Source organism: Bradyrhizobium sp. SPXBL-02 (assembly GCF_051853065.1).
Taxonomy (GTDB): Bacteria; Pseudomonadota; Alphaproteobacteria; order Rhizobiales; family Xanthobacteraceae; genus Bradyrhizobium.
Genome location: NZ_CP182474.1, coordinates 8,043,110 through 8,056,362, shown reverse-complemented (window position 1 = coordinate 8,056,362; position 13,253 = coordinate 8,043,110). Strand labels below are relative to the sequence as shown.

Annotated in this window: 12 protein-coding genes; 2 read left to right on the top strand and 10 right to left on the bottom strand. The window is 65.7% G+C overall.

Annotated elements, in window-relative coordinates; translation table 11 throughout:
* Positions 1-69: 69 nt before the first annotated feature.
* The 9 genes from ACNJYD_RS37445 to ACNJYD_RS37405 form a co-directional block, all read right to left on the bottom strand.
* Positions 70-1,071 (bottom strand): ABC transporter ATP-binding protein, encoded by a 1,002-nt coding sequence (locus ACNJYD_RS37445; protein ID WP_439364906.1) that lies wholly within the window; start codon positions 1,069-1,071, stop codon positions 70-72.
* A complete protein-coding gene (locus tag ACNJYD_RS37440) occupies positions 1,068-2,075 on the bottom strand; it encodes an ABC transporter ATP-binding protein (RefSeq protein ID WP_212255915.1) in 1,008 nt (335 codons plus the stop codon). The genes ACNJYD_RS37445 and ACNJYD_RS37440 overlap by 4 nt, the downstream gene beginning before the upstream one ends.
* A complete protein-coding gene (locus ACNJYD_RS37435) occupies positions 2,075-2,968 on the bottom strand; it encodes an ABC transporter permease (protein WP_172789680.1) in 894 nt (297 codons plus the stop codon). The genes ACNJYD_RS37440 and ACNJYD_RS37435 overlap by 1 nt, the downstream gene beginning before the upstream one ends.
* 191 nt (positions 2,969-3,159) lie before the next feature.
* Entirely contained in the window at positions 3,160-4,107 is a 948-nt protein-coding gene (locus tag ACNJYD_RS37430) for an ABC transporter permease (RefSeq protein WP_212255917.1), read from the bottom strand.
* 32 nt (positions 4,108-4,139) lie between these two features.
* On the bottom strand, positions 4,140-5,738 hold the full coding sequence (locus ACNJYD_RS37425) for an ABC transporter substrate-binding protein (protein WP_172789682.1): 1,599 nt from the start codon (positions 5,736-5,738) through the stop codon (positions 4,140-4,142).
* A gap of 180 nt (positions 5,739-5,918) precedes the next feature.
* A complete protein-coding gene (locus ACNJYD_RS37420) occupies positions 5,919-7,469 on the bottom strand; it encodes an AMP-binding protein (RefSeq protein ID WP_439364905.1) in 1,551 nt (516 codons plus the stop codon).
* Between the two features lie 18 nt (positions 7,470-7,487).
* The gene (locus ACNJYD_RS37415) at positions 7,488-8,642 is read right to left on the bottom strand and encodes an iron-containing alcohol dehydrogenase (RefSeq protein ID WP_439364904.1); all 1,155 of its coding nucleotides are present in this window, start codon (positions 8,640-8,642) and stop codon (positions 7,488-7,490) included.
* A 330-nt stretch (positions 8,643-8,972) separates the two neighbouring features.
* A complete protein-coding gene (locus ACNJYD_RS37410; protein WP_027565029.1) occupies positions 8,973-9,218 on the bottom strand; it encodes a PilZ domain-containing protein in 246 nt (81 codons plus the stop codon).
* Positions 9,219-9,547: 329 nt separating this feature from the next.
* Complete coding sequence (locus ACNJYD_RS37405; protein WP_439364903.1) at positions 9,548-10,888, bottom strand: DUF2235 domain-containing protein; 1,341 nt, start codon at positions 10,886-10,888, stop codon at positions 9,548-9,550.
* A 45-nt stretch (positions 10,889-10,933) separates the two neighbouring features.
* On the opposite strand from ACNJYD_RS37405, the gene ACNJYD_RS37400 reads away from it, so the two are divergent.
* Together ACNJYD_RS37400 and ACNJYD_RS37395 are read left to right on the top strand one after the other, a co-directional pair.
* Complete coding sequence (locus ACNJYD_RS37400; protein ID WP_439364902.1) at positions 10,934-11,077, top strand: hypothetical protein; 144 nt, start codon at positions 10,934-10,936, stop codon at positions 11,075-11,077.
* Between the two features lie 66 nt (positions 11,078-11,143).
* Positions 11,144-11,794, top strand: coding sequence for a hypothetical protein (locus ACNJYD_RS37395; RefSeq protein ID WP_439364901.1), 651 nt, complete (start codon positions 11,144-11,146; stop codon positions 11,792-11,794).
* Positions 11,795-11,991: 197 nt separating this feature from the next.
* Here the strand turns inward: ACNJYD_RS37395 and ftsZ are convergent, their stop codons facing one another.
* Positions 11,992-13,248 carry a cell division protein FtsZ gene (gene ftsZ / locus ACNJYD_RS37390; RefSeq protein ID WP_439364900.1) on the bottom strand — a complete coding sequence of 419 codons (1,257 nt, stop codon included), beginning with the start codon at positions 13,246-13,248 and terminating at the stop codon, positions 11,992-11,994.
* Positions 13,249-13,253 lie beyond the last annotated feature (5 nt).

Genomic DNA, 13,253 nt, shown 5'->3' with positions numbered 1-13,253 from the left:
CGGGTCAAAAGCGCTAACGCTCTGCCCAGCAGAAGACGTCCACTCTTCCCTTCGGAGCCGACATTGCTTTTATGAGGACACGCCCTGCTGGCTCCGTCCCGTCCCGTCATTGAGCAGGCACGCCACCTGATGCCCAGCGCCGGCATCCAGCAGCGCCGGCCGCTCCGTCTTGCAGCGCTCCATCGCAAACCGGCAGCGGGTGTGAAATGCGCAGCCCGAGGGCGGGTTGACCGGGCTCGGCACGTCGCCCTCCACCAGCGGCGCGAGCTTCTTCGCCAGCGGATTGGCGACCGGCACCGAGGCGAGCAGGGCCTGCGTGTAGGGATGCCTGGGATTGCGGAACAGCTCGTCCTTGTCGGCGATCTCGACGATGCGGCCGAGATACATCACGGCGACGCGGTGGCTGATATGGGCGACCACGGCGAGGTCGTGCGCGATGAAGAGATAGGAGAAGCCGTGCTGCCGCTGCAGGTCGATCAAAAGGTTGATGACCTGCGCCTGGATCGAGACGTCGAGCGCGGAGACCGGCTCGTCGCAGACGATCAGGCGCGGCCCCAGCGCCAGTGCGCGGGCGATGCAGATGCGCTGGCGCTGGCCGCCGGAGAATTGATGCGGGAAATTGCGCATCTGGTCGGGCCGCAACCCCACCTGCTCGAACAATGTTGCGACCCGCGTCTCCAGCGCCTTGCCGGTCGCGAGCCCGTGCACGGCGAGCGGCTCGCCGACGATGTCGCCCGCGGTCATGCGCGGATTGAGCGAAGCGAAAGGATCCTGGAACACGATCTGCATCGAGCGGCGGTGCGGGCGCAGCGCCGTCTTGGAAAGATGCGTGATGTCCTCACCGTCGAGACGGATCTGACCCGAGGTCGGCTCGACCAGCCGCAGCACGCTGCGCGCCACCGTGGACTTGCCGCAGCCGGATTCACCGACGAGGCCGAGCGTCTCGCCGGTGCCAAGCGCGAACGAGACGCCATCGACCGCATGCACGGTGCCGACCTGCCTTCGCAGCACGCCGGCGCGCACGGGGTAGTGCTTTTTGAGGTCGGTGACTTCGAGCAGCGCCTCGGTCATGCCACCTCCGCGACTTCTTCGGCGCGCCAGCAGGCGGCGAGATGGCCGCCGCCCCAATCCGCCAGCGGCGGATATTCGGCTTCGCAACGTTTGATGGCGAGCTTGCAGCGCGGCGCGAAGGCGCAGCCTTTCGGCAGGCGCACCAGCGACGGCACCGTTCCCGGGATTTCGTTCAGCCGCGCCGGCGCGGCGACACCGGAGGCCGGCACGGCCGGGATCGAGGCCATCAGTCCCCGCGTATAGGGATGCTTCGGCGCGGCGAACAGCGCTTCGACGCCGGCTTCCTCGACCTTCCGCCCCGCATACATCACGATCACGCGTTGCGCGGTCTGCGCGACGACGCCGAGATCGTGCGTGATCAGCACAAGCCCGGTGCCGAGCTCCTTCTGGAGGTCGAGGATCAGCGCCAGGATCTGCGCCTGGATGGTGACGTCGAGCGCGGTGGTCGGCTCGTCCGCGATCAGGAGCGCCGGCCGGCACGCGAGCGCCATCGCGATCATCGCGCGCTGGCGCATGCCGCCGGAGAGCTGATGCGGATATTCGCGCGCCCGCCGCGCCGGTTCGGGAATGCGCACCAGCCGCAGCATCTCGACCGCGATGTTGTGCGCCTCTTTGGACGATATATTCCGGTGCAGCCGCACCGCCTCGACGATCTGGTCGCCGATCCGCATCACCGGATTGAGCGACGTCATCGGCTCCTGAAAGATCATGGAGATGCGGTTGCCCCTGACCGCGCGCATCTCTGATTCATCCAGCGCCAGCAGGTCGGTGCCTTCGAGCGAGACCGAGCCGCCGACGATGCGGCCGGGCGGATCGGGCACGAGGCGCATCAGCGATAGCGCGGTGACGCTCTTGCCGCAGCCTGATTCGCCGACGATCGCCAGCGTCTCGCCGCGCTTGACGCTGAAGGAGAGGTCGTCGACCGCCTTGAACAGGCCGGAATTGGTGAAGAACACCGTCTTCAGGTTCTTCACATCGAGCACGAGATCGGTCTTGTCTGCCATCAGCCGCGCTGCCTCGGATCCAGGATGTCGCGCAGGGCGTCACCGAACAGATTGGCGCCGAATACGGCGAGGCTGATCGCGATGCCCGGGAAGATCACCAGCCACGGCGCGGTGCGGACATATTCGGCGGCGGATTCGGACAGCATGCGTCCCCATGACGGATAGGGCTCGGGAATGCCGAGGCCGAGGAACGACAGCGACGCCTCGGTCAGGATGGTCGAGCCGAGCTGCGCCGTCGCCAGCACGATCAGCGGCGCCAGCGTGTTCGGCAGCACGTGGCGCAGCGCGATCCGCATCTCGCTCATGCCGATCGACTTGGCGGCCTCGACGAATGGCTGCTCGCGCAGCGCCAGCGTATTGGCGCGGATGACGCGCGCCACCGTCGGGATCAGCGGGATGGCGATGGCGATGATCACGTTCGGCAGCGACGGCCCGAGCGCGGCCGTCATCACCAGCGCCAGCACCAGCAGCGGCAGCGCCTGCAGCACGTCCGAGACGCGCTGGAACACGAGATCGACCCAGCCCGAGAGATAGCCGGAGGTGAGGCCGACGATCACGCCGATGGTGCCGCCGAGCACGGTCGAGCCGATGCCGACTGCGAGCGAGATCCGCGCGCCGTGGATGATGCGGCTGAACACGTCGCGGCCGAACGAATCGGTGCCCATCCAGTGCGCCAGGCTCGGGCGCGCCAGCGCGCGGGCGGAATCCACCGTCAGCGGATCGTAGCGCGCGATGACATCGGCGAAGATCGCCGTCAGCACGAACGCCGTCATGATGACGAGCCCGGCCGCGCCCAGCACGTGCCGCTGCGCCATGAACAGCACGCGCCGCCAGCCCCCGGTCGCATGCGCCCCGGCCCGCCTCAGTTCAACGTCGAAATCAATGGCGGCCATATGCCTCTCCGCGGGGAGAAACACCTCTCCCCATCGGGGAGAGGTCGGCGCGTAGCGCCGGGTGAGGGGGCTCAGGTCTCAAGACGGAGTGTAACCCCTCACCCGGATTGCATCTTCCGATGCAATCCGACCTCTCCCTATAGGAGAGGTAGAGCACCGCCGTCGCGTCAGATTGTTCCAACCTCATGCTTTTAATCCGTGTACCTGATCCGCGGATCGAACACCGCGTAGAGCATGTCGACGGTGAAGTTGGCGAACACCACCACGACCGCGATGAACATCACGAGGTTCTGCACGATCGGATAGTCGCGCCAGCGGATCGCCTCCACCAGGAAGCGCGCGACGCCGGGGATGTTGAACACGGTCTCGGTGACGATCAGGCCGCCGATCAGGAACGCCGCCTCGATGCCGATCACGGTGATCACCGGCAGGATCGCGTTCTTCAGCGCGTGGTGATAGTTCACGGCCGCATCGGAGGCGCCCTTGGCGCGGGCGGTGCGGATGTAATCCTGCCGCAGCACCTCCAGCATCGAGGAGCGCGTGATGCGCATGGTCAGCGCCGCGCTGCGGAAGCCGACGGCGGCGGCCGGCACGGCGTAGGTCGCGAACGCCTCGAGCCAGGTCTTCGGATTCGGATTGAAGATCGGCATCTGGCCGAACATCGCCACCGACGCGGTGAGGATCAGAAGGCCGAGCCAGAACGAGGGCAGCGACAGGCCGCTGAGGCTGACGACGCGAAGCGCATAGTCGAGCTTCGTCCCCTGCTTCACCGCGCTGATGACGCCCAAGGGAATGCCGATGGACGCCGAGAACAACAGTGCGAGGCCGGCGAGCCGCGCCGTGATCGGAATCCGCGGCAGGATCTCCTGCAGCGCCGGCTTCTCCGAGACATAGGAGTAGCCGAAATCGCCGCGCAGGAAGCCGCCGATCCAGTGCAGATATTGCGTCACCAGCGGCTGGTCGATGCCGAGCTGCTTCTCCAGCTCCGCCTTGTCGGCGGGATCGACGTAGCCGGCGGCGGCGAACAGGATGTCGACGATGTTGCCGGGCACGATGCGCAGCAGGAAGAAGATGACGACCGAGATCCCGAACAGGGTCACGAGCATCAGGAACAGGCGCCGCACCAGATAGGCAAACATGCATCGCCCTCCGCGCTAGTCGTCAGCCTGGCTTACTTGTCGAGCCACACATCCTCGTAGCGGAAGCCGTTGTAGGAGCTGTTCGACATGATCGTGACGCCCTTGACATAAGGCTGCCAGCAGGTGCCGGCGCGGGCATGGAAGATGATCGGGCGGGCGACGTCCTCCTGCAGCTTCTTGTCGATGTCCCACACCAGCGGCCTGCGCTTGGCGAGGTCGGTCTCCTGCGACTGCACGTCGAACAGCTTCTCGATCTCCTTGTTGCAATAATTGGTGTAGTTCCGTTCCGAGCCGCAGGAATAGTTCTCGTAGAACGACTGGTCGGGATCGTCGACGGAATTGCCGGTGAGGTTGAGGCCGAGCATGTAATCCTTGCGCGCGACCTTCGGGAACCAGTTCGCAGTTTCGACGACGTCGAGCTCGCCGTCGATATAGATGGTCTTGAGCTGGTCGATCAGGATCACGGCGGGGTCGCGATATTCCGCGATGTTGCGTGTCGAGACTTTCACGTTGAGATGCTTGTCCGGACCGTAACCCGCCTTCTGCATCAGCTTCCTGGCTTGCTCGCGGTTGGCGTTGATGTCGCGACCATAGCCCGGAATGGTCTCCAGCTTCTCCTTCGGCATGCCCCAGATGCCCTGCGGCGGCGGCAGCATGGTGCCGCCGATGTCACCCTGGCCTTCGAACAGGATGTCCACGAACGCCTTGCGGTCGAGCGCGAGCGACATCGCGCGGCGGATGTCGATGTTGTCGAACGGTGCCGAGGTCGAATTGACGATGATGTTGGTCGAGACGTTGGTCGGCTCGACGACGCAGGTCGCGTTCGGCGCCTGCGACTTGATGTCCTTCAGCAGCGGGATCGTGATGTGCGTCGGAAAGGTCATGTCGAACTTGCCGGCGACGAAGGCCAGGATCGCGGTCGAGCGGTTGGTGATGATGGTGTACTCGACGCCGTCGAGATAGGGCAGGCCCTTCTTCCAATAGTCCGGATTGCGTGTCAGCTTGATCGATTCATTGGCCTTGAACTCGACGAACTTGAACGGCCCGGTGCCGATCGGATGGGTGCGCATGTCCCCCGGCGAGACGTGACAGGGATAGACCGGCGTGTAGCCGGAGGCGAGCATCGCCAGCAGCGAGGGCTGCGGCCGCTTCAGGTCGAAGGTGACCTCGAATTCGCCGTTCGTCGTGACCTCGTTGACCTCGCTGTACCAGGCCTTGCGCGGATTCTGCCGCAGCTTCTGCTGCGACTTGCCCATCAGCAAATCGAAGCTGCATTTGACGTCGGCCGACGTGAACGGCTTGCCGTCGTGCCATTTCACGCCCTGGCGCAGCTTGAACGTCAGCTTCTTGTTGTCGCTGCTCCAGGACCAGCTTTCGGCCAGCTCCGGCCGCAAAGTATCGGGGCTGTTCTGCGCGATGTGCTGATCGTAGATGAGGAGATTGTTGAACACCCCCATGAACGGCACGTTGATCGAATAGGTCGCGCCTTCGAGGATGGAGGCGTTGGCCGGGCTGTCGCGGTGATACATCCGCAAGATGCCGCCCTGCTTGGGCTCGCCGGCGAGCGTGACGGTCGAGGCCGTCAGCACAGATAGCGCCGCCATTGCGGCGAGCGCCCACACGCTCCGCATGCTCATCCTCCCTGGACCTCGGCCTTTGCGGCCTGTTTGTCCGGACGATAGCACGCAAGCGGGCGGAGGCAACCGCTAACGCCGCACGTTGCCTCGACAATTCGGATGACGGAAGGCCGCAGGGTGTTCATCGTCTCACGATGAGAGTGCGGTTGCGAAGGGCTCGCGCGCCGAGCGCCGTCACACGATCCGCGAGGCCTTGTTCCCCCAGTACCGGTCCCGCAGCAGCCGCTTGTACAGCTTGCCGGTCGGTAGCCGCGGCAATTCCTTCTCGAAATCGACCGAGCGCGGCACCTTCTGCCGCGACAGCGATTTGGCGCAGAACGCGATCAGCTCTTCGGCGAGGGCCGGCCCCGGCACCACGCCCGGCATCGGCTGCACCACCGCCTTCACCTCTTCGCCGAGATCGGCATTGGGCACGCCGAACACCGCGGCGTCCGCAACCTTGGGGTGGGTGATCAGGAGATTCTCGCATTCCTGCGGATAGATGTTCACCCCGCCGGAGATGATCATGAAGGTGGCGCGGTCGGTCAGGTACAGGAAGCGATCGGCATCGACATAGCCGACGTCGCCGACCGTGCTCATGCTGCCATCGGCAGAGCGCGCCTCCTTGGTCTTCTCGGGGTCGTTGAAATATTCGAACGGGGTTGCCGTCTTGAACCAGACCTGGCCGGGCGTGCCGGTCGGGCATTCCCGCATGTTCTCGTCGAGAATGTGCAAATCCCCGAGCAGCACCTTGCCGACGGTGCCGCGATGCGCCAGCCATTCCTCGCTGTTGCAGGCGGTGAAGCCGAGGCCTTCGGTCGCGCCGTAATATTCGTGGATGATCGGTCCCCACCATCCGATCATGTCGTCCTTGACCTGTGGCGGGCAGGGCGCGGCGGCGTGGATCGCGATCTCCAGCGACGACAGATCGTAGCGCTTGCGCACCTCCTCCGGCAACTTCAGCATGCGCGAGAACATCGTCGGCACCAGCTGCGTGTGGGTGATGCCCCATTGCTCGACCAGTTGCAGGTAACGCTCGGGATCAAAGCTCTCCATGATGATCACGGTGCCGCCCATGCGGATCGTGAGGTTCACGGCAGCCTGCGGCGCGGAATGATAGAGCGGCGCCGGCGACAAATAGACCATGCCTTCGCGGTAGTGCCAGAGCCTCAACAGGAAATCGAACAGCGGCAGATTGTGCTTCGGCGGCTCCTCCGGCAGCGGGCGCAAAATGCCCTTCGGCCGTCCCGTCGTGCCGGAGGAATAGAGCATGGCGGTGCCGAGCCATTCGTCGGGGATCGGCGTTGCCGGCAGACCGGCGGTCACCTCCGATAGGCCAACGATGCGCTCGCTCTCGCCGGGGCCGTCGGCGACGATGCAGAGCTTGATGTCGGGGCAGGCCTGGATCGCCTCGCGCGCGATGCCGAGCTTGGCCATCGACGTGATCAGGATCTTCGACTGGCTGTTGACGAGCAGATAGGCGAGCTCGCCCGGCGTCAGGAACGAGTTGATGCAGGTGTAGTAGAGCCCGGAGCGCTCGCCCGCGCCGCAAGCTTCGAGATAGCGCGCATTGTTCTCCATGAAGATCGCGTAATGGTCGAGCCGTCTCAAGCCGTGCTTGCGGAACAGATGCGCCAGCCGATTGCTGCGCGCCTCCAGCTCGCGATAGGTGACGGCTTCGCCCGTCGCCGCCATGATGAAGGCGGGCTGCAGCGGGCGCAGGCGGGCGTGTGTACCTGTGTACATCGATCCTCCGGCTTTCGATCAGGCGGCAAGGAGCAGGATCTCGCGCAAATCGGCGGGACCCGTAATTTTGCGCGGGTTGCGCGGGATCCAGTTCGTACGCATCGCGGCTTCTGCGATCGCGTCGAAATGCTCCGGCGAGATGCGCACCTCGCCAAGGCTGCGCGGCATGCCGAGCGAGCGGATGAAGGCATCGAGCACGTCGGCCGCGTCACGGCCGGGATAGCCCATGGCGGCGGCGACGATCATCTGCCGCTCGGCATTGTCGCGCGCATTCCAGCGCATCACCGCCGGCAGCATGACGCAGGAGGTGTAGCCGTGCGGCACGTCGAAGGCCCCGCCGAGCACGTAGCCGATGCCGTGGCTCGCGCCCATCGGCACGCCGGCGGCGAGCGCGCCCATCGACAGCCAGGTGCCGATCTGCGCGTCCATCCGCGCATCGAGATCGCTGGGATCGGCCTTCACCCGCGGCAGCGCGTCGGCGAGCATGGCGAGGCCCTTCACCGCCTGCGCATCGGCGTAAGGATGCGTCTCGCGCGAGCAGATCGCCTCGACGCAATGATCGACGGCGCGGATGCCGGTCGACAGGAACAGCCATTCCGGCGTGTGCACGGTGATGGCAGGATCGAGGATGGTCGCGCGCGGCACCGTGAGCGGATGCCGCAGCATCTGCTTCACCTGCGTGGCGCGGTCGGTGACACCCGCGATCGATGAGAACTCGCCGCCGGCGATCGTGGTCGGCACGCTGACCTGCCGCACGATTGGCGCCTTCATCTCGGGCGCGACGCCCTTGCGCACGCGGATGCGGTCGATGCCGCCGATATCGTCGATGCCGTTGGCAAGGCAAAGCTGCACCGCCTTGGCGCCGTCGGTGATGGAACCGCCGCCGACGGTGATGATCAGATCGGCCTCCGCCGCGCGCGCCGCATTGGTGGCCGCGATCACCGCCTCGCGCGGCGTATGCGCCGGCATGGCGTCGAACAGGCCGGCGCAGCGCGGGCCGAGCGCGTGCTTGATCTTCTCGATCTCGTCGGTCTGCCGGTTCAGCGTCCCCGACACCATCAGGAAGGCGCGGCTTGTTCCGAGCCGGTCCATCTGCGCGACGACGGCTTCAGCCGCAGGATGGCCGAACACGACCTCCTCGATCGCGCCGAAAACGACACGTCCCTGGTGCACGCCTGTCCTCCCCGGACAAATCGTTCTTGTTGTTGGGAGGCAATCTAGCCGAGCCCGCCACGTCAGTCATGCGCGAAGACGCTGGCCGGTTTGCAGCGCGGGGGCAGGGCCGTGGCGGCGCCGGCGCGCACGCCTCGTCCTTCGAGACGGCGCTACGCGCCTCCTCAGGATGAGGCTCATCGGCGCCGGTGCCCATCGAAACGGCCGCCGCACACTCCGCCCTCATCCTGAGGAGCCCGCGAAAGCGGGCGTCTCGAAGGATGGCCGCAAGGGAAAGTCTCTCAAATGCGATTCCTGCCACAAAGGCAGGGACGGCCCGCCGCTATTCCCTCAAAACACCACGCCCACGCGCGTGCCGCGCTTCCAGGCGATGCGGCAGCGCTTCTTGGTGTTGACGTGGAGCAGCTCGAAGCGATCGGGAATCTTCACCTGACCGCCGAGATCGACGCAGGCCCCGCCGGGCGAATAGTCGATCAGCGTGCAGGGGATCACCGGCGCGCGCGGGTCGGTGATGATCTTGGCCTGGCGTGACACCAGGCCTGCGGGCTTCACACGAACAAACTTTCGCGGATGCATTGGCACGTCTCCTCCAACTCCGCAGGTCTCGCGGCGGGTGATCTGTCCCAATCATGGAAAAGAGATGATGCGATCCCCCTAAGCCGCGCCCGAGAATTTTAACGAAAAGTGTCGGCGAATGGCAAAACTAGCGGTAGCGGGGTGCCCACCCTCCCCTGGAGGGGGAGGGTCGATCGCGCGCAGCGCGAGCGGGGTGGGGTGATCTCTCAACACGGGCAGTGCATCCGCTGAGAGACCGTCACCCCACCCCGTCACGCAATCTCGCTTCGCTCGATCGCGTGCCGACCCTCCCCCTCCAGGGGAGGGTAAGAGCGGCGCGCCCCCGCCACTCACCCCGTCACGCCCTCCACCTCCGCTCCCGCCGCCAGATCCACCCCCGGCGGCACCGGCATCGGCACCGTCACGTAATCCTGCGGCAGGTTCACCGGCCGGTAGTCCGGCTCCACCGCCATGCGTTTGAGCACGCTCTCATGCACATGCGCCCCTTCGGGAATCAGGCGCGGCTCGCCATCGGGGATGTAGACCCCGAACCAGATTTTCCGCGCCGGCCATTCCCGGTACTTCGCGCTCTTCGGCAAGAACTCCAGCACGCGCCAGACCGCCGTCATGGAATCGTGCAGCATGCCGGCCTTCCCGGTATAGGCGGGCTCGACGTATTTGAACGGCGAGTTCTTGCGCTGGATGCCCCAGGCGAGCTGGTTCACCGTGCGCGGGTTGAACTTCAGCCCGGCCTTCTCGGCCTCGTCGATCATCCACAGCAGCGGATATTTGGATTCGCCGCTCTCGGCCTCCGGATAGCCGCCGCCGACGTCGCAATGCACGCCGGCGAACCACACCTGCAGAATGTCCTGCGGCACCTTCTTCTCGTCGGGCACGTAGCGGTTGCTCCAGAACTCCTGCGGCTCCGCGTACGGCTTCAGGCGGAACATGCGCCGCCGCTCGTCGATCGCGATCGCCTGCCGGAAGATTTTTACGCTGGGATCGCGCAGCGTGAAGGCGAGCTCCTCCAGGCTCGGCAGGTAGAAGCGGTCGGCGCGCGGCACGATCACGCTCGCCACCGTGTCCCAGACGCCGACGAAATGGATGGTCGGCCAGCGCGTCGAGGTGATGCGCGCGAACTGCGCGGCGAGGTCGAATTCGTCCTTCGGCAGCGGCCCGCTCTCGTCGAACACGATGCCCTTGAGGTCCTCGACGTCGTTGCCGCGCCCGCTGCCGGAATATTGCTTGTAGGCGATGAGGCCCGAGCCGGCGAGGTTCGCCTGCTCCGGCGAGATCAGCCCGACCTTGTGGATCAGCCCCGCCAGCACGCGCACCGTGTAGGCCCCGCGCGAGAAGCCGAACAGGTAGATCCTGTCGCCGGGCGCGTAATGCTGGATCAGGAAGCAATAGGACGACAGCACGTTGTCATCGAGCCCGTAGCCGGTGGCGAGCCCCAGCACCAGCTTGATGTTGGCCTTCCAGCGCCCCCAGGTCGACGGCTCCGTCATGGTGCCGACCCCGGGATCGTAAAACACCATCTGCCGCGGCTGCGTCTTGTCCGTCTTGCGCAGGCAGCGATAGAGCTTCAGGACGTTGGAGATGTTCTCCGAGATCTCGTTGCCGGTGCCGTCACAGCAGATGACGAGGTTCTTGCCGGCGGGCTTGTGGTCGGAATTGGCCGCGGTCTCCATGGGATGCGCCTCCGGGGAATGCTACCGGGGCGAGTATAGCGGAAAATGAGCGGCAGCGAGGAGGAGGAAGGGCTGTCCGGGAAATATGTCGCGGACAGCAAGGCTTTGGCATCGATCAGCCGACCGGCGGGCGGCGCCGCCGGCATGCAGTCCCATGGCCGCAATCTGTTGACATTAACCGCTTGTTAACCATGCCGTCGCCTAATGCTGCGATGGGGGATCACCATGTCGGCCCATGTGACGCGACGGAAATTGATGCCTGTTTCGGCCGATCCGGCCATCCGGTCGGCGGCGAGGCTGGCGGTTCGCGCCAAGGCCGTCCTACAGGGCAGAACGCCTGTCCTATGGAGCAAAGCCATGTTCGCAAGGGACGACTTAGTGGACAATCTCAGCCGCGATCTCGATCGCGCGCGCGGCAGACGCGATGCGCTTGCATCCGAAGCCACGACCCTGACGGCCCAGATCGCCGAAATCGAAGCCCGCCTTTCGGAGGAGAAGAAAAGGCGGGAGCGTGAGCGCGTCCTGAGCGAGATCGAACTGATCAAGACGCGAATCAAGCAAGCGGCCGGCGCGTTTGCACCTGTCGTCGACGGTCTCTCCAGGGCGGTCGAGCAGGCTGCGGCAGTTGTGCCCGAGGCGCGCGAGCTCAATAGTTTCCTGGTGTCGGTGGCGACCGAGATCGACAGCGTGCTCGATCCGCTGCTCCGTGAACTGGATCAGCGTGCCGATGCGGTGCGATCCGGCCACGCAGCGCTGGACTTGCCGAGTTCGGCCGTGGAAGCGCCGCCCGTCGAGCTGCCGAAGGACACCAACGAACGCCTGCTGCGCTTTCCGGCCTGGCTGTCCCGCGACAAGGAAACGGACAAGAAGGAAACAGCGGAGAAGCCGCACAGCACGGCAGCTTGAAGCCTCGGCGGCTGCGCACGCTCTACGCCGTCATTCCGGGGCGCGCCTCTTGGCGCGAGCTACGGTGCGCAATTGCGCACCTGAGAATCCATCCCTCAACCGCCACTGCGGCCAAATGGATCCTCAGATGCGCAATTGCGCATCATAGCTCGCGACTTCGTCGCGCCCGGGATGACGATCTATTGTTGGGCCACCGCTCAGTTCGCCGCGCGGCGCAGGAAGGCCGGGATATCGAGAGCGGCCTCGTCGGGCAGATTGCGCGCAGGCGTACGGCCGTAAGGATCGAGCGGCTGAAGCGCCGCCTGCCGCTCATAGTCCAGGCCCGGCCTTGCCGGCGGTCCCACCGGGTGGTGTGGCTGCGGGCGCAGTGGCGGGCTGCCCGCTTGCGCAAGGGGGGCACTGCGCTCGATGCGATCGGCGATGCGGCGGCCGTCGTTGCGCAGCCTGCCGGCGAGCTGGGTGAGGGCGGTTTCCACCGGCTGCGCCTGCGCCGGGTCGAGATTATCGATTCCGGTCGCCACCACCGAGACGCGGACGATGCCTTCTAAGCTTTCGTCGAACGACGCGCCGACGATGATGTTGGCGTCCGGGTCGGCCTCGTCGCGAATCCGGGTCGCGGCTTCGTCGACCTCGTACAGCATCAGATCCTTGCCGCCGGTGATGGAGATGATGAGGCCGCTGGCGCGCTTGATCGAGGGATTCTCGATCAGCGGATTGGAGATCGCGGCGACGGCGGCGGCGAGCACGCGCTTCTCGCCGGAGGCCTCGCCCCGTCCCATCATGGCCTTGCCCTTCTCCTTCATGACGGAGAGGACGTCGGCAAAATCGAGATTGATCAGGCCTTCCTTGACGATGAGGTCGCTGATGCAGGCCACGCCCGAATAGAGCACCTGGTCGGCAAGGGCGAAGGCATCGGCGAACGTCGTCTTTTCGCTGGCCACCCGGAACAGGTTCTGGTTCGGGATGATCAGGAGGGTGTCGACCGTCTTCAGCAGCTCCTCGATGCCGGCTTCGGCAAAGCGCATGCGGCGCTGGCCCTCGAAGTAGAACGGCTTGGTGACCACGCCGATGGTGAGAATGCCGAGCTCGCGCGCGATTCTGGCGACGACGGGTGCAGCCCCGGTGCCGGTGCCGCCGCCCATGCCCGCCGTCACGAACACCATGTGCGCGCCGGTCAATTGCTCGCGGATCGTGTCGATTGCTTCTTCGGCCGCGGCGCGTCCCAGTTCCGGCTGCGAGCCGGCGCCGAGGCCCGCGGTCACCCTTGTGCCGAGCTGGATGAGGCGCGTCGCCTTCGACATCGCCAGCGCCTGGGCGTCGGTGTTGGCGACCACGAACTCGACCCCTTGCAGCCCGGCCGTGATCATGTTGTTGACGGCATTGCCGCCGGCGCCGCCGACCCCGAACACGACGATGCGGGCCTTCATTTCATGGATATCGGTATTGCCAGTCATTCTTC